This is a genomic window from Puia sp. (assembly GCF_035546395.1).
Lineage (GTDB): Bacteria > Bacteroidota > Bacteroidia > Chitinophagales > Chitinophagaceae > Puia.
Window position 1 is genome coordinate 173062 of the sequence record NZ_DASZXR010000008.1, and the last position, 25664, is coordinate 198725.

The 25664-nt window shown below is 57.2% G+C and carries 20 protein-coding genes; 7 read left to right on the forward strand and 13 right to left on the reverse strand.

Going from position 1 to position 25664, the window contains the following annotated elements; genetic code table 11:
- Positions 1–5: 5 nt before the first annotated feature.
- Positions 6–4952, forward strand: a complete 4947-nt coding sequence (locus tag VHE34_RS09170; RefSeq protein WP_325586979.1) for a DUF6443 domain-containing protein — start codon at positions 6–8, stop codon at positions 4950–4952.
- Positions 4953–4992: 40 nt separating this feature from the next.
- Complete coding sequence (locus tag VHE34_RS09175) at positions 4993–5667, forward strand: hypothetical protein (protein WP_325586981.1); 675 nt, start codon at positions 4993–4995, stop codon at positions 5665–5667.
- 14 nt (positions 5668–5681) lie between these two features.
- Here the strand turns inward: VHE34_RS09175 and VHE34_RS09180 are convergent, their stop codons facing one another.
- The gene (locus tag VHE34_RS09180; protein ID WP_325586983.1) at positions 5682–6410 is read right to left on the reverse strand and encodes a LytTR family DNA-binding domain-containing protein; all 729 of its coding nucleotides are present in this window, start codon (positions 6408–6410) and stop codon (positions 5682–5684) included.
- Between the two features lie 5 nt (positions 6411–6415).
- Complete coding sequence (locus VHE34_RS09185; RefSeq protein WP_325586985.1) at positions 6416–8227, reverse strand: sensor histidine kinase; 1812 nt, start codon at positions 8225–8227, stop codon at positions 6416–6418.
- Between the two features lie 221 nt (positions 8228–8448).
- Here VHE34_RS09185 and VHE34_RS09190 point away from each other — a divergent pair, with 221 nt between their 5' ends.
- A complete protein-coding gene (locus VHE34_RS09190; protein WP_325586987.1) occupies positions 8449–8817 on the forward strand; it encodes a hypothetical protein in 369 nt (122 codons plus the stop codon).
- Between the two features lie 77 nt (positions 8818–8894).
- On the opposite strand, the gene VHE34_RS09195 is transcribed toward VHE34_RS09190, so the two are convergent.
- The 5 genes from VHE34_RS09195 to VHE34_RS09215 form a co-directional block, all read right to left on the reverse strand.
- A complete protein-coding gene (locus tag VHE34_RS09195; RefSeq protein WP_325586989.1) occupies positions 8895–9710 on the reverse strand; it encodes a LytR/AlgR family response regulator transcription factor in 816 nt (271 codons plus the stop codon).
- Entirely contained in the window at positions 9707–10804 is a 1098-nt protein-coding gene (locus VHE34_RS09200) for a sensor histidine kinase (RefSeq protein ID WP_325586991.1), read from the reverse strand. Before VHE34_RS09200 ends, VHE34_RS09195 begins: the two co-directional genes overlap by 4 nt.
- A 33-nt stretch (positions 10805–10837) precedes the next feature.
- A complete protein-coding gene (locus VHE34_RS09205; protein WP_325586993.1) occupies positions 10838–11197 on the reverse strand; it encodes a DUF4288 domain-containing protein in 360 nt (119 codons plus the stop codon).
- 10 nt (positions 11198–11207) lie between these two features.
- Positions 11208–12044 (reverse strand): LiaF transmembrane domain-containing protein, encoded by an 837-nt coding sequence (locus VHE34_RS09210; protein ID WP_325586995.1) that lies wholly within the window; start codon positions 12042–12044, stop codon positions 11208–11210.
- Positions 12045–12256: 212 nt separating this feature from the next.
- The gene (locus tag VHE34_RS09215) at positions 12257–13270 is read right to left on the reverse strand and encodes a T9SS type A sorting domain-containing protein (RefSeq protein ID WP_325586997.1); all 1014 of its coding nucleotides are present in this window, start codon (positions 13268–13270) and stop codon (positions 12257–12259) included.
- 662 nt (positions 13271–13932) lie between these two features.
- Between VHE34_RS09215 and VHE34_RS09220 the strand changes: the two genes are divergently transcribed.
- On the forward strand, positions 13933–16341 hold the full coding sequence (locus VHE34_RS09220; RefSeq protein WP_325586999.1) for an ABC transporter permease: 2409 nt from the start codon (positions 13933–13935) through the stop codon (positions 16339–16341).
- Between the two features lie 11 nt (positions 16342–16352).
- On the opposite strand, the gene VHE34_RS09225 is transcribed toward VHE34_RS09220, so the two are convergent.
- From VHE34_RS09225 to VHE34_RS09240, 5 genes are all read right to left on the reverse strand, one after another.
- Entirely contained in the window at positions 16353–18725 is a 2373-nt protein-coding gene (locus VHE34_RS09225; RefSeq protein ID WP_325587001.1) for an ABC transporter permease, read from the reverse strand.
- 98 nt (positions 18726–18823) lie between these two features.
- Entirely contained in the window at positions 18824–19933 is a 1110-nt protein-coding gene (locus tag VHE34_RS09230; protein ID WP_325587003.1) for a hypothetical protein, read from the reverse strand.
- Between the two features lie 140 nt (positions 19934–20073).
- Entirely contained in the window at positions 20074–20232 is a 159-nt protein-coding gene (locus VHE34_RS09235) for a hypothetical protein (protein ID WP_325587005.1), read from the reverse strand.
- The gene (locus tag VHE34_RS31110; protein ID WP_414709865.1) at positions 20232–20711 is read right to left on the reverse strand and encodes a DUF6934 family protein; all 480 of its coding nucleotides are present in this window, start codon (positions 20709–20711) and stop codon (positions 20232–20234) included. Before VHE34_RS31110 ends, VHE34_RS09235 begins: the two co-directional genes overlap by 1 nt.
- Positions 20627–21163: a class I SAM-dependent methyltransferase gene (locus tag VHE34_RS09240; RefSeq protein WP_325587009.1), complete on the reverse strand. Its 537-nt coding sequence runs from the start codon at positions 21161–21163 to the stop codon at positions 20627–20629. The genes VHE34_RS31110 and VHE34_RS09240 overlap by 85 nt, the downstream gene beginning before the upstream one ends.
- Positions 21164–21539: 376 nt before the next feature.
- Here VHE34_RS09240 and VHE34_RS09245 point away from each other — a divergent pair, with 376 nt between their 5' ends.
- On the forward strand, positions 21540–22085 hold the full coding sequence (locus VHE34_RS09245) for an STM3941 family protein (protein WP_325587011.1): 546 nt from the start codon (positions 21540–21542) through the stop codon (positions 22083–22085).
- A 120-nt stretch (positions 22086–22205) separates the two neighbouring features.
- Positions 22206–22487: a hypothetical protein gene (locus VHE34_RS09250; protein WP_325587013.1), complete on the forward strand. Its 282-nt coding sequence runs from the start codon at positions 22206–22208 to the stop codon at positions 22485–22487.
- Positions 22488–22515: 28 nt separating this feature from the next.
- On the opposite strand, the gene VHE34_RS09255 is transcribed toward VHE34_RS09250, so the two are convergent.
- Positions 22516–22782: a CPCC family cysteine-rich protein gene (locus VHE34_RS09255; RefSeq protein ID WP_325587015.1), complete on the reverse strand. Its 267-nt coding sequence runs from the start codon at positions 22780–22782 to the stop codon at positions 22516–22518.
- Positions 22783–23228: 446 nt separating this feature from the next.
- Here VHE34_RS09255 and VHE34_RS09260 point away from each other — a divergent pair, with 446 nt between their 5' ends.
- The gene (locus tag VHE34_RS09260; RefSeq protein ID WP_325587017.1) at positions 23229–25601 is read left to right on the forward strand and encodes a glycoside hydrolase family 31 protein; all 2373 of its coding nucleotides are present in this window, start codon (positions 23229–23231) and stop codon (positions 25599–25601) included.
- Positions 25602–25664: the final 63 nt, after the last annotated feature.

The following is a 25664-nucleotide window of genomic DNA, read 5'->3' on the forward strand; positions in this document are numbered from 1 at the left end:
ATGCCATGAAGACAGCTGCAGCAATACCTTTTTTGACCGTCCTTTTCGCCGCCTGGATGTTGGTGGTGCAGGATGCATCGGCACAGACCAATACCCCATCGGGAGCAGGCTCCGTCCCTGCCCCTACCGCAACGGTACGGCCCGTTCCTGCCGTCCCTTCAGGCACCGTCGTGAATTATGTGCGAACCTGGGAACCGCGGCAACCTTTCACGACGAAGGCCGCCGTCACATCGGGGACAACGGTGCAACAGGTCAGCATGACCACCCAATACTCGGACGCTATCGGCAGGCCGATGCAGACCGTGCTATGGCAACAGTCGCCGGGAGGCACGGACATGGTGATCCCTGTCAACTACGATGCTGCCGGCATGGAGCAGTATAAATACCTGCCATATACCTCATCCGGGACCGACGGAAGCTTCAAGACCAACCCATTCGGCGAACAGAGCACGTTCTTCAGCAGCACGTACCTGGCCGATCAGCCCGCTCTCCGCAACGAGCAGTTCTATTACAGCCATACCGACTTCGAGGCGTCGCCCCTAAACCGGGTCTCCAAGATCTTCGCTCCGGGGAACAGCTGGGCCGGCAGCGAAGGCAGCGCGACTGAAAGAGGGAAGAAGCAATTCTATTATTTGAACAATTCCAACGACCAGGTGCGGCTATGGCTGATCGCCTCGAATGCGCTGACCTATGTCAATAATGACGTGTCGACCAATATCCCTACTACCGCCGCGACCTATGCCGTCAAGACTCTTTATAAAGAGGTGGACCTCGACGAACAAGGAAACGCCACGGTGGACTATACCGATTTTGACGGGCACGTCGTCCTCCACAAGGTGCAAACCGGGGCCATCGCCTCCGACTATAGCGGGTATGGCGGTTTTTTGTGCACCTATAACGTATATGACGATATGGGCCTGTTGCGGTTTGTCATACCGCCGAAGGCGGTGGCGGAGATGGTCAATGCCGCGAGCTTTGTGCTCAGCGCGGGCATGATCAACGAGCTGGCTTTCCGGTATGAGTACGATAACCTGCAACGGCCGATCGCCCGGAAATCGCCGGGGGCAGGTTGGGTATACACTGTCTACGACAAGCGGGACAGACCGGTGTTCGTGCAGGATGCGAATATGCGGCTTAACAACCAGTGGATGGCCAGCCTGTACGATGCCCTCGACCGGCCGGTGGAGACCGGGATGCTCACGTATACCGGGACCCCATCCGCCTTGCAGGCCTATGTGACCGCGAATACGGGCAACTATACCACCACTGCCCAGAACGTGTCGGGCACTTCTATCGATCCGGCGATCATCGCCAACCTGGAAGTCAACAACCGTCTTGCCGGTCAGACGCTGTACCAGGCCAGCAACCGCATCGTGTTCGACCCGGGGTTTACCAGTGAAACGGGCGCCAGCTTCGTCGCCCAGATCGTCTCTTCGGGGCCGCTTTCCTTCACCAACAGCGAGCTGGTATCGGATGATCCCATTCCTCCGGGAAGCACCTTCATCCCGCTGACGGAATCCAATTACGATAATTACGCCAACACCAACAAGAACTACGACAACTCGCACAACGCCAGCCTGGACGCCGGTTCGAATACCTATGGGGACCCGCTCCCGGCCAACAGTACCGTCATGACCCGTGGCCTGGCGACTTCCTCGAAGGCGAGGGTGATCGAAAATGCGGCCGACCTGACGCAGGGGGCCTGGCTGGAGACGGTGAGCTTCTATGACGACAAGGGCAGGGCCATCCAGGTGCAGAACACCAATTATAAGGGGGGAGTCGATGTCACCACTTCCTTATATGATTTCACCGACCGGGTCTTGTGCCTGTTCGAGGTGCACAATAATGTCGCGGCCAACATCAACCTCTTCGATATCAAGACCAACTACAACTATGACCAGGCGGGCAGGTTGCTGAACATAAAGAAGAACCTGAACAACGATGGGAATGCAGGATCCCCCTCTACCACGCAACGCACCATCGCGTCGTATGTCTATGATGCGCTGGGAAGGCCGAAGGAAAAGAAGATCGGGCAGCAGACCGTGAGCGGCAGCGCCCCATCGGCCACGCCGCTGGAAGATCAGTCGCTGGCCTACAATATCCAGGGATGGCTGAAAGGCATCAATTGGAATTATCCTTCATCGGGTCCTACCACTTCACAGGTCAACAGCAGCACGAAGTGGTTCGGCCTCGATCTGAGCTATGACTGGGGTTTCGGCACCAACCGGTTCACCGGGAGCCTGTCCGGTCAGCGATGGATGAGCGGCGGCGATGGCCAGGAGCGGTCGTACGGTTTCGGCTATGATCCCTCGGGGCGGGTGATGTTCGGCGACTTCAACCAGAATTTCGGGGGAACCTGGGGCAAGACCGAGCCGGCGAACGCCAATTATACGGTCGACTATACGGAGAAGCTCGGTGACGGGCAGACCGTGAGCATGGCCTATGATGAGAACGGCAATATCCGGCAATTGCAGCACAACGGGCTTGTCGTCAACAGCAGCCCGTTGATAGACAACCTGGCCTATACCTACGAGAGCGGCGATGTCAGCAACAAGATCCGGTCGGTGGCCGACAATGCCGCCCAGCCGGCGGGCGTAGCCCTCGGCGATTTTACGGACAAGAATACCACCGCCGACGATTATGGCTATGATCTGAATGGGAACCAGGTGACCGACCTGAACAAACGCTTTAATGGATCCGTCGGGGTCGATCAGACCTCGGGCGGGGCGGTCGTCTACAGTTATCTGAACCTGCCGTACCAGGTTACCGTCAAGAACGATGACGGGAGCGCCAAGGGCACGATCACTTTTATTTACGATGCCTCCGGTAATAAGCTGGAGAAGCGGGTTTCCGAGCTGGCGGCCCCCTATAATAACAACACCGCCAAACAGACCACCGACAGCTACTGCAATGGCTTTTTGTATGAGAACAATGTCCTGCAGTATTTCGGCCAGGAGGAGGGGCGGGTCCGGCCCCTTGTCCCGGCGACGTACAATAACAATTCGTCGTTTGCGTATGACTATTTCCTGCGGGACCAGCTGGGCGATATCCGCGCCGTGCTGACGGATGAATTGCGGCAGGATATCTACCCCGCGGCGACGGTAGAGGCCGTCAACCCGGCATCGATCACCACGACCGATCCGGTGTATGTGGAGCAGCAGTTCTATTCCATGAATACCAGCTATATTTCGGGGAATCCCCCGGGTATCACGGCCTATCCAGATAACAACGGTATCGCCAACAACGATCCCAACTGCAATGTCAATTCGTCGCCGATCAACCAGAACATGAACAGCAATTATATGTACCGGATCAACGGCGGCTCCAACCAGACGGGGTTGGGGATCACGTTGCGGGTGATGGCGGGGGATAAGATCGATATATTCGGCAAGTCCTATTATCTCACCAATGCGCCGACGAACCCGGTCCAAAATACTACGGTCCTCGTCTCGGATCTCCTGACGAATTTATTGGGCGGACCGACCGGCAGCACGATCATCCATGGCGCCACGGTATCGGGTATCAGCCAGAACACGATTGGGACGGTGAATCCCCTGAATCTTTTTGCCAACAAGGCCCAGGTAGGATCGACGCCGGTGGCCTATATCAACTATGTCGTGTTCAGCGATCAGTTCAAATATTTGGGTGGCGGGTGCAGTGCGGTCGGGTCCGTCGGAACGGTAAAGGACCATCATGCGGACCTGCAGGCGATCCCTATTCCGCAGAACGGTTATATCTATGTATATGCCAGCAATACCAGCCCGGTGGATGTGTATTTCGATAATCTGCAGGTCGTACAGACCCGCGGGCCGTTGCTGCAAACGAATAATTTTTATCCGACCGGCCTGACCATGGCGGGCATCAGCGGCATGGCGGCAAAAGAGCTGGAGACGAAGTTCAAGTACACGGGCAAGGAGCTGCAGCAGCAGGAGTTCAGCGACGGCACGGGAATGGAACAGTATGATATGGCCGCCCGTTTCTACGACCCGCAGCTGGGCCGGTGGAATACGCAGGATCCCGCCGGTCAATACAGGAGTCCCTACCTGGGGATGGGCAATAACTGGCCGAATGGCATCGACCCCAGCGGAGGTAATTTTTGGAATATCGTGGAGGATATCGGGGCATTCTTCGCGCTTGGGGGGATCGGTTATGTCGGCGCTTCGTTGGAATCGGGTGGCGCCGGGCACTGGGATGTCTCCAAGTGGAATAATAAATGGTGGCAGGGGGCATTGACGGCCGACCTTATTGCGGCGTCATTTGCCGTGGGTGTCGGGGAGGCGGCGGCGCCTGCAGGGTCCACCAGTCTATTTGGCTTATCGGCCACTGCCACCAATATCGCCACCAGCGCCGCCACGAGTATCGGTCAGCAGATCCTTTCGACGGAAGCCTCGTCGCTGACAAATACCGGTAAGCTTTCGTGGAACTGGGACCAGATGTATGTGGCGACGCTTTCGGGGGCTGTATCGGGGATCCTGAATTCCGCCCCGGTCAGCGGATCCATCGACAAGCTTGCCTGGGGGTCCCACCTGGTGAATGGAGTCGAAGTCAGCAAGGTCGATCCCTTATTCAAAGGATTAATTGCCAGTTCGGCGGCGGCGGTGATCAGCAGTGGGATCAAGGAGACCGATGCCAGGGGCAAGGGGCTGAGCTTCGGGTATTTCTTCGATGCGACGAACTTATGGCCGGCATTGACATCGACCGTCGCCTCGAAGCTGACGGGCAATGCGCTTTCGGATTTCGGCAAGGCGACAAAATGGTACGGGAATTCTATCGATCTGAAGGCGGGCAACTATATCTTGTCAAAGTTTGCCGGCGCAGCGGCGAGTCAGTCGATGAAGAGCTGGTTTGGCGGGACGAATATATTTAACAGTATCTTTAACGGAGATTTCTTCTGGACCCAGTACTCGCTGTCCTTCTACGGCTTGTCGACGACACCGCGCAGCAAGCTCTAGCGGAACGCGATCGGGAGAGGAGATCGAAAATTCTGCCGCTATGGATCCATCAAGACAAATGGGACGATGGCTGGTTCTTGGCCTGTTGGTTCTCGGAGTCCATTCCTGCGCCCCCCCGGCGTCAGCACTGGACAAAAAATGGCCCGATTACAAGCTGCTTCGCCGGCTCGGTGACGGAAAATATGATTATATGACGGCCCCGGTGAGAGAGGGATACGTGGTCACGAGGAAGAAAGATACGGTAAGAGGCTACGTGAAGATCGCCAATTTCAACCACGGCCGCATGAAGTACCTCTCTCTGCTGCCTTTTGACAAAACGAAAGAATCCGATATCATCAATATACCGGTGGAGGACGTCGATGTTATCCAGGTGAAGCTACCGGGTGGGGATGACCTCGCGCGGTATCGGATTATCGAGGGGAGCACTTGCCGGATACTGGGAGAACGGGGGGATGTCGCCATCTATTATGATCCCTACTGGACACAGGATGTCGATGGGTTTGTGTGGACCTGGAACCGAACCTTGTTGGTTACCCGGGGCAAGGTGAAGATCATGCCTTCCCTACGAAGAGACCCTTCGGCCGATGATTCCCTATTGCGGTATATAAATGAGACATATGGAAAACATTTCTCGGCGAAGGATTTCAGGGACCGGAAAGAGATGGTGGAGTATATCCTTGACAGGGAGGGGGAAGGTCATTCCGCGATAGGATGAACCATCGCCAGGCCCTAGAGCCGGCGTTGGAGGATTTTTTCGACGTCGAGGCGGTAGAGGCGGCTGATGGGGAGCTGCTGGCGGCCGATCTCGACGAGTTCGGCGGTATAAGATTCGACCTTGGCGAGTGCGACGATGTAGCTGCGATGGATGCGGATAAAGGCCTCGCGGGGGAGGGATTCTTCGAGCGACGAGATGGATTGTTTGGTGACGATGGTTTTGTTACGGGTGACGACGCGGATGTAATCGCGGAGGCTTTCCACGTAGAGGATATCGTCGAGGGCGACGGGGATGGTTTTGCGGTCGGCGCGAAGGTGGATGAAGGAATCTGTCGGGGTTGACGGGCTGGGTGTGGTTACCGTTGGTGTTGCGGGTTGTGTGGCGCCGAGCACCTTGTTGACGGCCTTTAGGAACCGTTCGAAGGAGATGGGTTTCAGGAGGTAGTCGACGGCGTCGAGCTCGTAGCCTTCGATCGCGAATTTGCGGTGGGCGGTGGTGAAGATGACGCGGGGGGGCGTCTTTAGGGTACGGATAAGATCGGTCCCGAGTAATTGGGGCATCTGGATATCGAGGAAGATGAGGTCGATCGGGCGGGTCTGTAAAATGTTGAGCGCCTCGATGGCATTGTTGGCGGTGGCCGCGACTTCGAGGGTGGCGACGGCGGCGATGTATTTCTTCAGGACCTCCAGCGCCGGGGGTTCGTCGTCGACGACCAGGCAAGCTATTTTTCTTTCATTGGTCATTTCTCTTACGCGATATTTTCTTCTAAAGGTACGATCAGGCGGACGGAGAATACTCCGTCTGCCGAATCAATCTCGAGGCGGTAGCGATCGGGGTACAGCAGGTCGAGGCGCTGCCGGATATTCTTCAGTCCGATGCCGCCCTTTCCGTTGAGGGCGGCCGTCTCCGGCGGGCGGTTATTGGTCAGCCGGAAGTCCAGCTGATCTCCGGCGGTGCGGATCTGCAACCGTACCCAGGGATGTTCCAGGACCTGGCTTGCGCCGTGTTTGAAGCAGTTCTCGACGAAGGGGATCATGAGCAGGGGGGCGATGCGCCGTTGCCGGCTGTCCTCCTGGATGTTCACCTGCAGGTCCAGGCGGTTGCCGTATCTCGCTTTTTCCAGGCCGATGTAGTCCTCCAGCAGGTGGAGTTCGCGGTGAAGGGGCATACGATGGGCCTGGCAGTCGTAGATCATATAGTTCATGATGCTGATGAGCTTCGCCAGGAGTTCTTCCGCGCGTGGGGAGCCGTCGAGGGCGAAGGAGTAGATATTGTTCAGGGTGTTGAACAGGAAATGCGGGTGAACCTGCGCCTTCAGCAGCTGGAATTCGATATCGGCCTTCTCTTTGCTCAGCGCAATTCTCTCCCTGATGCGGCGGAAGTACTGCTTGTTTAGCCGCCAGGCGATGAAGAGCAGCCAGGTGACGAAGCCCGTGCGGACAAACTGCATCAGGGCGTTCCAGAAATAGGCCACGCCCGCGGCATGGCGGGGGAAATGAAAATTCATTTGTTCCGGGTAGGTGATCAGGAAGGCGACGGTGAGCAGGGCGAGAGAGCCGGCGGCGAAGCGCCAGTAGTTCCTCCGCTCGAAGAAGAGCGGGAACAAGCCATAGGCGATACCATAGGAGAGCAACATCTCGCAGCCCAGCTCGGTAAGCGTGGCCCTCATCGTCGACGGCCAATCGACCGGCGACGGTGAAGGTGTATATATCTGCACCCGGTACACAAAGGCGAGGTTGGCGAACCTTGCGAGCCAGAAGACAAGATGACGTACGAGCCGGATGGCCGGCTTTGGGGAGAAGAGAGCGGTGAAGATGAACCCGTCGATACCCGAGGTGGGCGTGCCTATGACCGGGAGGGCCTCCGGCTGGTAGCGGAAATTGTCGTTCGATGAGGCGAGGTCGCCCTCCTGGGCGTAGAGGATGCCGCTCAGGTCTTCCGAGAGTTGAAGGATGGCGGCCGGGGCGCCCGGGTCCTTATGGGCCACCTCCGCGCGAAGCTGCCCGAGGGTGCGGAAGAGGGTCGCCGGGTCGATGCGGGTCTTCAGCAGTTGAAGCTCGGCGCGGGCCTTTTGCGCCGCCAGGCGGAGATTGGCCTCGTGTTGCAGCCAGGCTTCGCGGCCCAGCCGCAGGCCGAGGATGGACACGCTGGCGATGACGGCGATGATGGTGTTGTGGACGTCGAGGCAGACGATGTTGAAGAAACTGGCGTCGCCCCAATGGGTATAGCGGTAGAAGACGATGCCGGCGAGATAATTGATGACGAGGCCGGCCAGGAACAGCGCGAGGAAGCGCGCCGCGAAGGCGAGGTGGCGGCCCCAGCGGAGGTAGCGGGGGTAGAGGTAATACAAAAGGAGATAAGCGGAAAGAAAGCAGTAGGGGAAGTACATGGCCGTACTGAACAGCGCGACATAGACGAAATAGCCGGTGTTCGCGCGGACTTCGTCGGTGGGGAAGAAGCTTTGCAGGGCGAAATAGAGGGCGTAGGCCATCCAGAAGAGGCCGTGCCGCACGAGTCGGGGGCGGCGGTCGTTGGAGTATATGATGGACCGGATGGTCATACCTGGGAGCCTGCTGGCTTTGTCTTTGTCAAATTTAGACCATTGGGGGGCTGGGGGGTTGCTTTTTCGACGAATGTCATTCGTCGACGGCGGGTTGCGCCTGTCCGCCGGATGACGTTGTGTGTGCGTTGCGGGCGGTTGGTGGTCGAATGGGCGACCGGAGCGGGGTTTGGGCGGAGTAGTTTTGGGTTAAAACAAACTCAAACTACAATCTACAATTTATGAAGCAGTTATTTTTAAAGTTCGCATTTGCCGGCCTTTTGCTTGGCGGCACCGCCGTTGTTGCTTCTGCCCAGACTACCAGGGTATTTTATGATAAGAAGGGCAAGGTCCGTTTCACGATCGACTATTATGGGGAGAGCCAGTTGCCGCGGGACGTCCGGGCGATCGTCAAGCCGGAATATTATGACTATGCTATCCTCACGGTGCAGGAGGTGAAAACGAATGGGAAGTCCATTTACCTGATCGACCTGGAAGACAGCACGACCATCAAGACCGTGCGCGTCGCCGATGGCGAGATGGAATTGGTTCGGACCTTGAACCGCAGCGACCGGGTCGAGCCTGTGAAGGCGACGGCGGCGCGGAATTGAGGGGATGGGGGGGGCACCGCGGGCGCGAGGGTTACCCGGGGCGCCGGCGTTTCTGAGGGCACGGGATTTACCCGGGATCACAGCCCGAGCACCGCTTTCAGCTTCACGTAGCCGGCCTTGCTGACCGGCACCTGGGCGCCGGACTGGAGGATGCAGAGATGGCTGTCCTTTTCGTAGGGGTCGATGCGGGTGACCTGCTGGACGTTGAGGATATAGCTGCGATGGGTGCGGACGAACTGTACGGGGTCGAGGGTCTTTTCGAAGAAGCTCATCGTGCGGTTCTTGAGGAAGGCGCCATTGTGGGTGTGGATCTTCACATAATCATCGGCGGCCTCCAGGTAATGGATGTCCTCGAGGGGGATGATCTTGATCTTGCCGCCGGTCTTTACGACGATGCGTTGTTGTTGGGTAGGGGACTGGGAGGCGGTTTCGAGGAGGGCTTCGGTGCTGTCCGCAGGTTTTTCGCCGCCGGGGCCGTGGGCTACCGCCGCCGGACCGTGCGTGATTGCGTCGCTGCCCCGGGTGGCGCGCTGGTCGAGCCATTTGCGGAGGGCTTTATCGAAGCGCTCCTTGTTGAAGGGCTTGAGGAGATAGTCGACGGCGTGGTTCTCGAAGGCCTTGATGGCATATTCGTCGAAGGCGGTGGTGAAGATCACCGCGGGGGGATCCTCCACGAGCTCGAGCATTTCGAAGCCGTTGATCTTGGGCATCTGAACGTCGAGGAAGATGAGGTCGGGATGGTGTTGCTGGATGGCTTTGATGCCTTCGAAGCCGTCGCCGCATTCCTGCAGGATCGTGATCTCCGGGTAGTACCCGAGGTATTCTTTTACGATCATCCTCGCAAGCGGTTCGTCGTCGATGATGATGGCTTTTACGGGCGTGTTGTTGCTCATGCTTTCGGTGTTTGCGTGTTGTCAATGGCAGGTTTGGCGGGGATGTTCTCCAGTTGCGGGATGCGGACGATGGTCGTGAATAAATTATCGGTGACCCGGGTTTCGAGCAGATCGGTCCGGGCGAAGAGCAGGTAGAGTCTTCGCTGGATCGAGGAGAGGCCGAAGCCGGTGCCTTTCTTGGGGCGGCTGGTCTCGGGGTCGAAGGGGTTCTCCACTTCGATGATGACGAATTTCGCCTCTACTTTGGCGCGGATGGCGATGGTGACGGCATCGGTGGTGTCATAGAGACCGAATTTTATGGCGTTCTCGACGATGGGCTGGAGGAGCATCGGCGGGATGCGGCTGCTCATGCAGTCCTGGCCGCAGGTTACCTGCGTGTCGAGGCGGTGGCCGAAGCGGACCTTTTCGATGTCGAGATACAGCTCGAGATATTGTAATTCTTCCGACAGGGGAACCCACTGCTGGTCTTCCTTTTTGAGATTGCCGCGGAGGAAGTCCGACAGCTGCTGGATCATCTTGCGGGCCTGTTCGGGGCGGCTGCCGATGAGGGCGCTGATGGAGTTGAGGCTGTTGAACAGGAAGTGGGGCGCGAGCTGCTGGCGGAGCTTGAAGAGCTCGGCTTCGCGGGCGAGGCGTTCGGCGTCGTTGCGCCGCTGGCGGTTTTCCTGTTCTTCTTCGGAGGAATACCATAAAACGCTGAGGATGGCCATACAGCCGACCTGCAGGAAGACGATGTCGAAGCGGACGGGCCAACTTTTGCTGAAGAACTCCGCATAGGCGGCGCCGTCGGCCTTTTCGCTGAGCAGAGGGACGAGGATGGCTTTGCAGGCCAATAAAATGATGGCGCTGAGGCTTAGGCTGATGAGGAGGATATACCAGTAGCGTTCTTTTTTTGGCAGGTAGTATTGCATGTTGTTGCTGAGGAAGCCGCAGCTGAGGGCGACGAGGGTGTTGGAGACGAGGCTGTCGATCAGCGAGGTCCTGGCGGAGAGGCCGAAGCCGATGAGCAGGGAGACCTGCAGGAAGGCCCAGATGGCCCACCAGGAGAGGAAGATGAGGAGGAATTTATGTTGTGAGAGGGGGGCTTTGGCCATGAACGGGCTGGTTTGGCTGTTGCGTTTTCTTGGTTAGAGCAGGTGAAGCATTTTGTGCGTCGTGCTGGCGCGGATATGGTCGGCGCGACGATGGACCAAATCGGTATATCCTTCCGGGTCGTCGGTCTCGTGGATGCGCGAGTACATCTCGGCGCCGTCGAGGAGGCCGCTGAACCGGTAGAGCTCGGCGACGTTGACGAACTTCCATTGGACGAGCTGCTGTTCGTGGTTATAGAAGGCGTCCTGCTCCTTTTCGCCGATGTCCATGGCTTTGCGGAGGGCTTCTTCTTCGTCGTGGGCCGCGATGAGGCGGAGCTGCTCGTCGAATTGCGGAGTGTGGTTGCCTTCGCCGCAGATGATGCGGAAGATGATCTTGCTGAGATACCAGTTCATATGATTAGCGTTAATAATTCTTTAGTTCGATCCCGCCGAAGATCGACGTGCCGTCGATGATCAACACTTTATCGGGGTTGGACGCCGCGGGTTGCTGCCGTTTGTCCTCAAAGCCTGCGAAGAGAGCGGTGACCTCTGATCGCACTTCCCAGTGTGGGGGAACGATGATCTTTGTGCCGCCCATGATCTGGGTGACGTCGAGGCGGACGGTGCCGGTGAAATCGGCCTGGGTGAGATCGATCTCGGTGCCGCCCAGGAAGGTGACGATATCGCCGCCTTTGAAATTTTTGGACATGATCTTTTTATGCACTCCGCCGAAGACCGAGGTGGCGTTGACGAAATCTTCGGAGCTGTAGTTCTCGCGTTGGGTGGCGAAGGCCTGGGTGCCGCCCTGGCGCCACTGGGCGCGGTCTTTTTCGTATTGCTCGCGCCATGCGGAGCGATCTTTGTCATATTGTTCGCGCCAGTCGTGGCCCCAGCGGCCATGATAGCGATGGCGCCAGTAGGGGCGGTTGGGTCGGAGCATGACGAGGATGCCGGCGAGGATGAGGGCGCCGGGCCATATATAGCGTTGAACATGGGTTTCGGGGTAGTAGTCCTGGATCATGAAGAAGCCGCCGACGGCCATGAGGATGAGCCAGCCGCCGCCGTGGAAGTTGTGGCGGAGGCCGATCCAGAGGCCTACTACGATGAGGAGGACATGCCAGTTGAAGAGGTAGTCGGGCAGGGGGAAGTTCATTTGATCGAGGAGGAGGACACCGCCGATCACGAGCAGGAGGAGGCCTGCCCAGATCCTGCCGCTTCTGTGTCTGCGGCGGATGTCGTTCCTTTCTTCTTGTTCGTCCATTGTGGTTTCTATTTTTTCTCAAATCTAGTGTGTATTGCGGCTGTGTGCAAGGGGGAATCGCCCCTTGAAGGGGGGAAGGCGGCAAGTGGCGGTGTTTTGTCGGTAAAGGGGGCTACGGGACGCCCCTTCCATAAAAAAATATCCGGCGCAGGAATACGCCGGATCGCTTGATCCCAGAGGCCAGGGGAGCCCGAAGGCTACCGAGGTTAAGTTTACGACCCCTTTATGAGGGACCCCGTTGCGTTGTCAATGGTCAGGAAATACAGCCCCTGGGGCAGACCTGCCGTCGGAATTTGTGTGCTATTGACTCCGCCGCCGGGAAATTCCTTTATCCAAATCGTGGCGCCCTGTGCGTTGCGCAGGATGACCTTGGAGAAAGGGGCCCCGGGAGCGGAGATGTTGATGATTTCATGAAAGGGATTCGGATACATTTTGATCCCGGGCCGGGCCGGCTTTTCGGCGAGGACCTGGACGGTGGACCAGCTGTCGGCCTGGCCGGCGCTGTGTAACTTTAGCCGGTAGTAGGCCGTCCCATGAACGGGTGCGTTTTCATCCGCGTACGAATATTTGGCGCTGCCGTTGCCGGCGGGGACCTGTGCGAGGTCGGTCCAGTCGCTGCCGTTACCGCTCCGCTCGACGACGAACGTCCCGGGGTCCGCATTGCCGGTCGACCCGGCGCCATTGCCGGAGGTGCCGGCGCCCGCGCCGACGCCGGCGGCTTGCCAGCGGAGGAGGTTGTTGTTGCCTTGGCGGGTAACGGACCATTGGGATAGTTGCAGAGGCAGGGTGGCGGGGAGACTGTATGTGATGTTGATCCGGACGGCGTCGACGGAGGCGCCGGGGATCAGGTTGATGCCGAAGAGAATGCCGCCGTTGATGGCGGCTGAGAGATGGACCCCAAAGGATGGGGAATTGACCATCGCGGCGGTCCATGCGGTGGGGCCCCAGGTGTCGGATGAAGATCCGTACACGGCGCTGCCGTTGGCGGCCGGCCAGGCGCTGCCGCCGGCCTTGTTGACGGATGTGACGCCGGGTCCGACGAGTTGGACGAGATTGTCATTGACCGTCCCGTTGATCGTGGAGCCGAGAATGGTCAGGGACAGACCGCCGGATTGCTGGCGGGTGATGTCGACCTCGATACCATTGATCGTGGAGCCCGTGGGGATATTGAACCCGAAATTGGTGAGCTCCAGGACATCGGTGGCGCCGGTGGTGACCGACAGCAAATTGGCCGTACCGGCGACGGAACCCCCTGGGGACAGCGCGCCGTTTGGGTTGTTCCAGGTGAACGTGGCGCCGCCCAGGGAAACGACGGTGGCCGTCGCGGGATCGGTCAGACCAGTGGTCAGTTGCGCCGCGCACGGCGAGGCCGCGAGCAGGCAGAGGATAGAGGCAATCAGCGTTAAAATTTTGATACAGGGGTTGATTTAAGGGTTAACTTAGAGGGGGTAGGCCCTATAGGTTTCCTATGACAAATGGTTATTTGCTCATTGCTTGGGCTGCGTCGTATGGCTGGCCTCTTTGGGAGACTTTTAGCCACGGCAATGCAGCTTTTGCGAGCAGGCTGATTGTCTGTTGCAATAGTTAACAGGGGCGTCCGGGTCGGGGTCGCCAACAAAAAAAATTTTGACTCTGGGGAAAAAGCTAAGAGATCAGCGGGAGGTATCCCGCGCGCTACTAAGTGAGGCTACTAAAGGAGGTCTAAAGAAATCCCGTGGGATTCTTACTGCATAGTAACGGAGATTATCGCTGGAATCAAAACGTATAACGTTCGAACATCGACAATTTAAGGGTTTGCACTTAGTTAAATTTAACGATATACAATTAAAAAATCGACTATGCTCGATTAGAATAAAGACTACAAACCATACATTAAAACGGCTGACTTATGCTCAAAAACTGGTTTTTGACCGCCCTGCGCAACCTTCGCAAGAACCCCATGGCTTCGGCCATCAATATCTTCGGCCTGACGATCGGCCTGTCGAGCTGCCTGCTGATCGCTCTTTTTATCCGTCACGAGCTGAGCTATGACGACTTTGAGGTGCGGGGGCCGCGGATCGTGCGAAGTATCATGGGCTATAAATTCGCCGGTGGGGGTGACATGCAATACGGCAATTACAACAGCACGAAGGTGGCGACGACCTTCAAGCGGGTGTTCCCGGAGATCGAGTCGGCGGTGCGGATGACGGCGAGGCCGCGGATAGTATCCTATAAGGACAAGTTATTTAAAGAGGACAATTTCATGTTTGCGGACTCGAGCTTCTTCCTGGTGTTCAGCATGCCGCTGACGAAGGGGGATGCGGCGTCGGCTCTGTCGGGGCCGAAGAAGGTGGTGCTGACCGAGTCGACGGCGGCGAAGTATTTCAAGGGGGAAGAGGCGGTGGGGAAGACCCTGCGGATAGGGACCGATTCCGTCGACTACCTGGTGACGGGGGTGATGAAGGACTGTCCTTCGAACTCGCAATTCAAGTTCGATTTCCTGGCGTCCTTTTCTTCCCTGTACGCGAACCAGGACGAGACGTACTGGGACGCGAACTATGGAACCTTCTTTTTGCTGCGGGAGCATACTTCGTTGCCGGCGCTGCAGGCCAAGGTGACGGCCTTTATGGTAAAAGAGATGCAAGGACAGGGGGCGTCGGTGAACTTTTTGCTGGAGCCGTTCATGCGGATCCATTTGTATTCGGAATACATTGGGTTCGAACCGGGGACGAGTATTGTTTACATCTATATTCTTGCGGGGGTGGCGCTGCTGATCTTAGTGATCGCTTGCAGCACCTATATCAATTTGTCGACGGCCCGGTCGGTCGATCGGGCGCGGGAAGTCGGCGTGCGAAAGGTCATCGGCGCGGGACGGGGGCAGCTGTTCTGGCAATTTATTGGGGAGTCCTTCCTGCTTTGCTTCATCGCGGTGGTGCTGAGCGTGGGGGTGGTGGCCGGGGTGTTACCGGCGTTTAATAAATTAGCGGACAGGCACCTGGCGGTCGGCGGGGTTTTTTCGCCGTGGTTTTTGGGGCTGGCGTTGTTGACGGCGGCGGTGGTCGCGGTGCTGGCCGGGGGATACCCCGCGCTGGTCTTGTCCCGGTTCCACCCGGTGAAGGTGTTGAAAGGGGCTTTTAAGAATACGCGGGGTGGGCAGGGACTGCGGCAGTCGTTGATCGTGTTCCAATTTGTCATTTCTGTGTTTTTGATCGTATCGACCTTTATCATGGGTCAACAGCTGAGCTATATCCGGGAGAAGAAGCTGGGTTACGATCGGGATCATGTCCTCGAGCTGCCGATGAACCGCCAGCTGCTTCCTCAACTGGACTATCTGAAAGCCGAGTTCAAGCGCAATCCCGATGTGGTGAGCCTGAGCACCTGTGCGTCTTCGCCGGTGCAGATCTATGGGGGATACAATATGCGCAATGAGACGATGCCGGAGAATCAACAGCTGGCGGTGTATGGAAATCCGGTCGACGAGGACTATATCTCGACGGCGGGCCTGCAGCTGGTAGCGGGTGAGGGGTTGACGAAGCAGGATATCCGCGACGCGCATCCGGATGAGGGGCCGAAGCCCGACACGATCACAAAGCCGGTGTACCATTTTGTATTGAACGAGAAGGCGGCGAAGGACCTGGGCTGGACGCCGGCGGAGGCGATCGGGAAGCGGATGTATATGGATGCTTCGCGGCCGGGGTATGTGAAGGGAGTGGTGAAGGATTTTAACTTCCAGTCGCTGCACAATCCTATCAAGGGGTTGGTGCTGTTCCCGGCGCATCGGGCGGACAGGCTGTTGGTGCGGGTGTCGGGACAGCATATGGCGGCGACGCTGGACTGGCTGGCGGGGGTGTGGAAACGAGTGGCGCCGGGAGTGCCTTACGAAGTGAGCTTTTTGGATGAGAATTACAATAAACTCTATGCGTCTGAACAGCGGCTGGGGAAGGTGATGAATCTGTTCTCGGGTATTGCGATAGTGCTGGCTTGCCTCGGATTGTTTGGGCTGTCGTCGTATGCGGCGAAACAACGGGTGAAAGAGATCGGGATCCGGAAGGTGCTGGGAGCGTCGTTGGGGTCGTTGGCCTTTCTGTTGTCGGCGGGGTTTGTGCGACTGGCCGTTGTGGCGATTGTCATTGCGTTCCCGCTGGCGTGGTGGGCGATGCATTCCTGGCTGCAGGATTTTGTGTACCGGATTGCGATCGGGCCCTGGGTGTTTGTGGGGGCGGGGTTGTTGGTGGTGGCGGTGACGCTTGCGACGGTGAGTATACAGGCCGTGAAGACGGCGCTGTTGAATCCCGTCAAAAATTTGAAAGTGGAGTAGCGGACCGCGGACTACTCACTTCGCAACGCTTTTATTGGATTGGCGAGCGCGGCACGAATCGCCTGGAAACTCACCGTCAGCAGGGCGACGACGAGGGCGAGCGCACCGGCGAGACCGAACACCCACCAATGGATGGGCGTGCGGTATTCATAGTTTTGGAGCCAGCCGTGGAGGACCCAGAAGGCCAGCGGAAAGGCGATGAGGCAGGATATGCTGACCAATTGAACGAATTCTTTTAATAACAAACCGGTGAGCCCGTGGACGGAGGCGCCAAGGATCTTGCGGATGCCGATCTCTTTGACGCGACGTTCGGCGGTGTAGGCGGCGAGCCCGAAAAGGCCGAGACAGGAGATGGTGACGGCGAGGACGGCGAAGATGCCGGCGAGTTTGCCGATGAGGGTTTCGGCCGTGAAGAGTGTGTCGAAGTCGTCGTCGGCGAACCGGTAGGCGAAAGGTTGATCGGGGTTTTCGGTGGTGATGACGGCGGCGGTTTTGGCAAGCGCCTGCGGCAGGTTGGCGTTGGGTTTGAAGCGCAGCGCCATGACCGTGGCGGAATAGGCGCCGGAATAGAAGACCAGCGGCGCACCGGCTCCGTAAACATCATTATACACAAAATCCTTTACGATCCCGATGACGGTGAAATGTCCGGCGCCACGGGTGAGGAGGCTGCCCGGATGCCCTTCCTTCCCCATTAGCTTCGCCATGCTTTCATTGATGATGACGTTTGAGCTGTCGACGCCGGGAGTGGGGTAAAAATCCCGGCCCGCGAGCAGCTGCATCTGCATGGTGGCCAGGTAACCCGGGCTTACGACATTGGAGTGGATGGGGATCTTGCTGTTCGGGTCTTTCCCCTGCCAGTTGAGGCCGGAGCCGTAGCTGTACACGTGCAGGGCATCGTGGAGGCTTATCGCGGCATTGTCCACGTAACCGGTCGCGAGGAGCTTGTCTTTGAGCGCGTCGAAATGATCCTTCATGTTGCCATGCAGATCGATATAGACAAGATTGTTTCGGGTATAACCCAGGTCCCGGTCCTTGATGTGCTGTACCTGCTGGTAGATGATGGCGGTGCCGATAATGAGGCCGACCGAGGCGGTGAACTGCGTAATGACGAGCCCTTTGCGGATCGTGACGGCGCCGCCGCCTGTCTTTATCTTCAGTCCCTTTAACACGAGGATGGGGTTGAAGGAAGAGAGATAGAAGGCGGGGTAGCTGCCCGAGAGGAGGCCGGACAAGAGGGCCACGGCGAATAAGGCGATGATATGGGCGGGTACGAAGAGATGAAGTTGAAGCTGCTTGTTGACCAGGGCATTATAGGCAGGGAGGAAAAGGTAGAGCAAGGCGACGGCGAGCAGGACGGAAAGGAATGACAGGAGGAGGGCTTCGGTGATGAACTTGCCGATGAGGTGGGTCCGGCCGGCGCCTACGACCTTGAGCACGCCCACTTCCCGGGCGCGTTGTTCGGATCGGGCAGTGGACAGGTTCATAAAATTGATACAGGCGATGAGCAGGATGGCGGCGGCGATGAGCGTGAAGAGGCGTACGTACCGGATGGCGCCGCCCGATTGCACGCCGTTGACGAATTTATCGCGGAGATGCCAGTCGTTGGCGCTGAAGAGGAAGAGGGAATTGGTCGCGCCGTTTTGTTTGGTGGAGAGGTAGTGGTTCAGCTTGCTGTCGATGGCCTGACGGGAGGCGTTGGGCGCCAGCTGGACATAGGTTTCGGTGAGGTTGTTGCCCCAGCCTTGCAGCCAGGTGTTGGCGGACGTCCAGGTGGTGTAGGGAGAGAGCCATTGAAAATGGAAGGAGCTGTTGGCGGGAAGAGGGGTGAAAACGCCGGTGACGGTATAGAGGCCGTCAACGGAGTAGGCCTGGCCGGCGTTCATGTGGATGGTTTTTCCGATGGGGTTTTCGTCGCCGAAACACGCTGTCGCCAGGGCCTGACTGATGACGATGGATTGAGGCGTCGCGAGGGCGGTAGCGGCGTTGCCGCGGGTGAGGCCGACCGTGAACAGGGAGAGGAAGGAGGGATCGGCATAGAGGCCGTTTGTCTTTATCTTTTTGTCGCCGGCTACCGCGAGTTCGTCCATGCGCCAGCTGATACGGGCCACATCGACGATGCCGGGGAACTCTGCCTTCATGGCTTCAGCCAGTGCGTCGGGGGTGTTGCCGTTGGTGTTGATGCCCTTGTTGGTGTTTTCGTTCTGCATGACGCGGTAGAGGTAGTCATGGTTGGCGAAGTTGTGGTCGAAGTTGAGCTCGTCTTCGACCCAGAGAAGGATGAAGGCGGCGGAGGCGATGCCGATGGAGAGGCCGGCGATGTTAAGGATGCCGAAGGCGCGGTGCTTCCGCAGATTGCGGAGGGCGGATGTGAGGTTGCGGAGCATAAGGCGGCGAAGTTTGTGTATGTATAATAGAGTACTGCGGAAACCGGGAATGGTTTCAGGGAAAGGGGAAGTTTTTTTGGCGGCGGCTGTGGGGGCCCTCAGCTGCCGGCGACGCGGAGCCGCCAGGTGGCGTGCATTTTGGGCGTTTGGGCGAGTTTCTTTTGGGTCTCGGGGGACATGGAGGCGAGCAGGTGGGGCAGGGCGGAGAGGCGACTGATGTCCATGGCGGCTTCGCGATCGACGACGAAGCCCATGCGGGTGAAGAATTCCGCGGCGCGTTCGAAGTCGGGGAATTTTTTCTCTTCGATGTTGTGTTGCTGGAGGAATTGATGGAAGGAGTCTTCGCGGTCGATGAGCGAGGGGTCGAGTTCTTTTTGGATATAGATATCGCCGGTGATCCAGTAGCCGCCGCGTTGCCGGAGGATGCTGCGGATGGTTTGGCAGAGGGCTTCTTTTTCGGCCTGGTCGAGATAGACGAGGAGGCCTTCGTTGACGATGAGGAGGGGTCCTGGGGGAAAGCGATGGGCGATGGCCTGGAAGGCGGGGGCGTCGAGGACGTTGAGGGGGAGGAGTTCGTAGTGGCCGGGGGCGGGGGTTGAGGGTGCGTTTGCGGCGGTGGGTTGGGGTTCGCGGGTGAGCGCGCTGACGAATTGTTGTTTGGTGGCGATGAGATCGGGGAGATCGGTGTCGATGTAATAAACGGGTTTTTCCCGGCTGAGGGCGAGGCCGCGGAAGGAGAAGCCGGAGGAGAGTTCGAGGATGTTGGTGATGTCAAGGGATTGCATCAATTGGTCGATGTTCCAATACCGGTTTTCGAAGTGCAGGAGGCGGGCCCAGAAGAGTGGGGGGCGGTGTTCGGTGTCGAAGGGGTTAAGTGGTTGGGGGGTGGGGGCGGTTGGGTTTGGGGCGCTGGGCTGCGACGCGTCTGGCTGCGATGCGCTTGGGTGCGATGGGGTTGGATGCGGGGTATCTGGATTCGATTCGGTTGGGTTCGATGCGGTTGCCTTTGCGGCTGCGATGGGATCGGCGGTGTTGGGCCGGGAGGCGAGGAGGAGCTCGGCGGCCTGGCGGGCGTAGGGAATGGGGGTGAGACCCTTCATCAGCAGGAGAGTGAAAGCCGAAGGGCTGATGGTGGAGAAGTCGCGGGAGGCTGGAGCAGCGTTGTCGGCGGGCGGGTTGGGTTGTTCGGGGGATTGGTTGGCTTGCATAGGATAAAATTAGCCAATTTTTGGGGGCGGGCTGTGTTAAGAAGAGGTTGTATATGGGCGGGAGTGAGCAAGTGGATTCTCTACGCACTGCGTAGAGAATTGTGGGCAAATGAGAAGACCTGAGGGGGATTGAGGAACGGTTATTTGGGCAGAGATTTGACCTTGGCCAATAGTTCATTCATCTCGGCCAATTTTTTGGGCGCGAGGACCTTGCCTTTTAAAAGATTGAGCTTTTCATCCACGATCAATGTGACTTTGCGATCAAAGAGATGGGTGGATTGTTTGGATCTCTTTTTCATTATGTAAAATTAGATAATTTTTTCTTAATAAGAAGAGCTTCGACCGGCATATTGGTGTGGAATGGCTTGAATTCGCCCTCCACTAACCCGTAAATTTCGAATTTTGAGCCTAGTTCGTTTAGGTGCAATCCAATAGCCATCCGATACAACCTGGTGCGCTCGGCTGTACTCCCTTTGAATGCGATCCTTCTGCGGGGATATTTTTTAGTATATCCTTCCACGGCATTCACCACGGTGGCTAATATCTTATTTCGATCTCCATTGTCGCTGATCCTACTATCGTTAATCTCCCCGTTTTCGGCGACATCTCCCAATGCCAAATTGTAAATGCCTGATATATTGGTTTGAGTGAATACTATTTGTTTCGGAGCGCTCCAAGCCAATTGATCTGTTGTTATTTCTTTGTTGTGAATGCGCAGTACAGATTGGCGCGGCCGTAGGCAGAGGGGCGGGTGTTGCCTTTTTGTAACGGTGTCCAATCGGGTGGGCTGAGGAGCCGGGAGGCGGATGTGTAGCTGAGCGGGTATGGGACCCAGCGGGGGACGGGGGTGTCGGTGTCGTACTCGATCAGTATAAGCACTGCGCCGGGTTGGAGGGCGGTGTGCAGCATTTTTATGAATGCGGGTTGGTCGCGGACGTAATGGATGGCGTTGGCGATGAGGATGCCGTCGAGGTTTTGGAGGGTGGGATTGGGTTGGGTGATGTCGGCGGCCTGGGGGCGGATGGTGATGTTATTTTTTGTGGTTTGTTGCTTTATTCCAGGTTGGAGATCGATGGCGGCGAGGGTGCTGTGGGGGGCGAGCAATTCGGCGAGGGCTAAAGTGAACGTGCCGGAGCCGCAGCCGAGGTCGGCCCAATGGGTGGGGGTGCCGGTCATGAGTGTCCGGAGGGCGGGGGTGTCGAGGAAGGTGGTGGCTTCGCGGTGGGTCATGGAGGTAAAGATACGAATCGTGAAATATGGGGCTGCGATGGCGAGCGCGTTGTCGCAATTGAAGCGTAAGTATGTCGCAATTGTTGGGAAGCATTGTACTGTTCATCTGGGGCGAACGCCATCTGGGAGGCGAAGTTTCGTAATGGGCCTGCACGTTTATTGGTTTTTCGGGCTGTTGGCGGCAATCGTTCTCGGCTGCTAAGTTGGCTACGCAAGCCCATTACAACGGATTTGTTTTGCCTTCTGGAATTGAAAATGGATAAGCGTACCGGAATTTCGTTTGGCAGTCGGCGTTTTAGAAACGAAAAGAAGCCCGTTTAAATCCAAGACACAACTATTTGCTAGCCCACCATGAAATCCCGCATTTTGTATCTTTATGAGCATGGCATCCTTCAGCATCCCCCTCAACCGAAAGCGATTCCCATATGGCGCCATTATTCTCTCCTACGTGACCGGCGTGATAGTATTCTGGCTGGTCAACGGAACGATCGATAGCCATATCCCATTCAACCTCGCCTTGAGTCTCGTTGTACTCTTTTACTTCAGCCAGGCCACCTGCTTCTCATGGGCAGACTACTGGCACAATACTTTCAACAAAAAGGCTTCCCTCATCCTCGATGATGCCGGCATTGAGGACCAGTCCAGCATCTACGCTGTAGGTAGGGTCGCCTGGCAGGACATCGTCGGGATCGAGATCAGGAAGAGGTTCGGCATCGATCTCCTTTTCATCCACCTGCAGGATCAGGATGTATATATCTCCCGCCAGGTTTGGTGGAGACGCATCGCGCTACGCCGGTGGCGCCGACGCTGGGGTTCCCCTGTCATTATTTCGCAGCGTCGCCTTGCCTATGACGTTCATGAACTAAAGGGCCTGTTGGAGGATCGAAAAGCCGCATCGTCACAAATTCTAACAAGAAAATAAACCACCTATGGCAAAAGCAGCGTCACAACCCGGTCCCCTATGGGTATGATCCTCTATGCAATTTTGGAAGACGGCAACCTCAGTGGCATTTGGACCAATCGATTCAAAACCGGCGACACTATGGGAGGCTCTCGACGGCAACTCTTTGTGGAGATTGCCCGGAAGGATGGAGACAACGTGACTGATCCCGCCGGAGACTATCGAAGCGCCTGGATCGACGAACCGGCTGAAGGCACCGTGATAGCGACCTTACATATTCAGCAGAATGGAACAGTCTATACCTTCGTCTGGAGAGATGGCGCGACAACGCTCTTTACGGGCGCCGGCATGCGGCTTGGCCCTGACCGCCTGGTAGTAACCTACTGGGGTGGGGCGGCGACGCAATTCCGGTTGCCTGGCTGATCCATTGCCCGCGTTGACAACCAGGAGATTATTTCAACGGGTGCCAGGTCTCGTCTTTGGGTTCGTCCGCTGCGGGCGGCCGCACAAAGGGAAGCATGCCTTCGTCACAGGCGCCATACTTCGCAAAATTCTTCTGTGACTGGCGGAGTGAAAAAGGGTTGGCTCCTCCTTCATAATCCGGATCATCCAGCTGGACGCCGTCATCTTCCCACCAGCATATCCGGCAAATGGCATAACTTCCATTCACCGGCTGATCAAAGGTCTTGTAGCCACAGCACGGGCACGTGTATTTCATGGGACATAAAGATAGCCACAAAAGGGCCCGGACTGACTAGGGGTAGTGGATTACTCATGACCGGTAGATAAAAAATATGAAAAAGGCGTACGAACCATGCATGGCTTTTATACGGTTTTTGACAGATTCTGCACGCAAATCGGCAAATTGTGCACAACCATCAGCATTTGACCCGCCTTAACTGATTTAACCCTTTACGATTCGCGGACCCGGATGGTATGAAAGGTAAATGAAAGAAAGAGTGGATGGTTTGTCCTTCCACATGCTACTGGATATGACCATCGGCTTTTTCCTTTGCGGTCTCGTAGTATGCAAGATGGTCCCTGGCCCGTGGAAGCAGCAATAAGACGGACAACACCCAAGGCGTTGCCGGGATGAAATTGCAATCGGTTGTATTTTTCTGACAGAAAAGGCCTATCTTTAAGCTTCTCCTTAAAATACATTGCATGCTAACGAATTGCGTTAAGTTTTTCCTGCTTTTGGTGGTTGTGACGATCGTGGCGCCGGCGCCGGCACGGGCTTCGATCAAATCCTGGACGAAGGACGGCGATGCCGTGAATTTTACGCTCGACATCGGGTCGATGACTATTCGGGTCTGCCAGCCGGATGTGATCGAGGTCAAATACACGATGCTGCCGCGGATGCAGCAGAAGAATTCTCTCGTAGTGATCAACCGCTATGGCAGCGAGACGGGGTTCACCGTGAGCGAGACGTCGTCGGCGGTGGTGATCACCACCAAAAAATTAAAGATCACGGTCGATAAGGGGAACAACGCCATAACCTACGACGACCTGGCGGGAAATACGATATTGGCTGAATACGGTTCCGATAACAAGAGCATGCAGGCGCAGGTGGTGGCCAATATCCGCACCTATAGCTGCTCGACGACGTTCTGGTCGCCGCGGGACGAAGGCCTGTTTGGCCTGGGTTGTCATCCGCTGGATTCGGGTTCCATTAATTATAAGGGCCGTAACCAGGATCTCCTCATTAAATACCTGACAGGCGCGATCCCGGTGCTGCTGTCGACGAAGGGGTATGGCCTGCTGTGGGACAATTATTCGGCCTCTAAATTCGTGGGCGCGGACCCTTCCAAATACAGCTATGTGTCGGAGAGTGGCAACCAAATCGACTACTACTTTTTTTACGGACCGGATTTTGACCGCATCGTCGCAGAGTATCGCGACGCGACGGGGCGGGCGCCGATGTTCGGGAAATGGGCCTATGGCCTCTTCCAGAGCGAAGACCGGTACAAAACGCAGGCGGAGGTGCTGGCGGCGGGTGCGGGTTACCGAAAGGCGCATATCCCGGTGGACGTGGTGGTGCAGGACTGGTATTATTGGGAGCCGCTTCCCATCGGCAGCCATGTGATGAACCCGCAGCGTTATCCAAACCCGAAGGCGATGGTGGACACCCTTCATAGCTGGAACCTGCATGCGATGATCTCTATCTGGCCGGTCTTCGGTTCGGGGACGGCGAATTTCAACGCCCTGAAGGCGGCGGGTGGACTGACATCCATTACCTGGGACAATGTGGTGACGCATACTTTCGACACCTATTACGATGCGCATAATCCATCGGCGCGGGAGATGTATTGGGACCAGGCGCGGGACAGCCTGGTGAAACGGTATGGATGGGATGCGTGGTGGATCGATCAATGTGAGCCAGACAACGGATCACTGCTGGACGCGAGAAGGGATGCACAGTTCTTTACAGGGAAGGGGATCGACTTCTTCAACACGTACTCTCTGGTGCATACGGATGGCATTTATAAAAACTGGCGTCGCGATATTCCCGGGAAACGGGCTTTCTTCCTGGCGCGACAGTCGTTTGCGGGGGAGCAGCGCAATGCGGCGACGCTCTGGTCGTCGGATATCGAGTGTACGTGGCATAGTTTCGAAGATCAGGTGCCACAGGGTATCGATGCATGCGCTTCCGGTATCCCCTACTGGACTTCGGATATCGGCGGCTACCATTACCACTGGCAGGCGCCGGACTGGTCGCGGCCGGAGATGCGCGAGCTGTTCACCCGGTGGTTTCAGTTCGGCGCATTCTGCCCGGTGTTCCGCATCCATGGCAAGGGAGAGCGGGCGCTGTATTCGCGCAACTGGGATGAGGCGACACGGACTACCCTGCTGACCTACGATAACCTGCGCTACCGGCTGCTACCGTATATCTATTCCCTGGCAGGCAAGGTGACGCAGGAACATTATACGATGATGCGAGGGTTGGCTTTTGACTGGCGCGGGGACACGGCGGTGTATGGGATCAAGGACCAATATATGTTCGGGCCGGCTTTTTTGGTGAACCCGGTGACTACACCGGGCGCGACTTCGCGGAGCGTTTATCTGCCGCGAGGCGGCTGGTTTGATTTCTGGACGGGCAAGCGGTTGGATGGCGGCGTTAGAATGGATGCGTCCGCGCCATTGTCGACGATGCCGCTGTATGTACGGGCGGGATCCATTGTGCCGATGGGCCGGGAAATGGAGTATGCGACGCAGAAGCCGGCGGATACGCTGGAGTTGAGGGTGTACCCGGGCGCGGATGGATCTTTTACGTTGTATGAGGACGAGAATGAGGGGTATGGGTATGAGCAGGGTGCGTTTGCGACGATCGCGTTCAACTGGCATGATAAGAATCACAACCTGAGCATCTCGGCGCAGAAGGGGAGTTTTCCCGGGGCGTTTAAGAAGCGGGTATTTAATATTGTGGTTGTTGGGGATGGTGTTGGGGCCGGCGAGGCGGCGGCGAAGGGGCGTTATGTGACGTATACGGGGATGCCGTTGAGTGTGGTGATCGGGGCGACCAAGAGCCGCCAGTAGTGATGTGGTGCTCGGGGGCGGACGGCAGCTGTATCGGAAGCGGACAGATGTGTGGAAAAGATT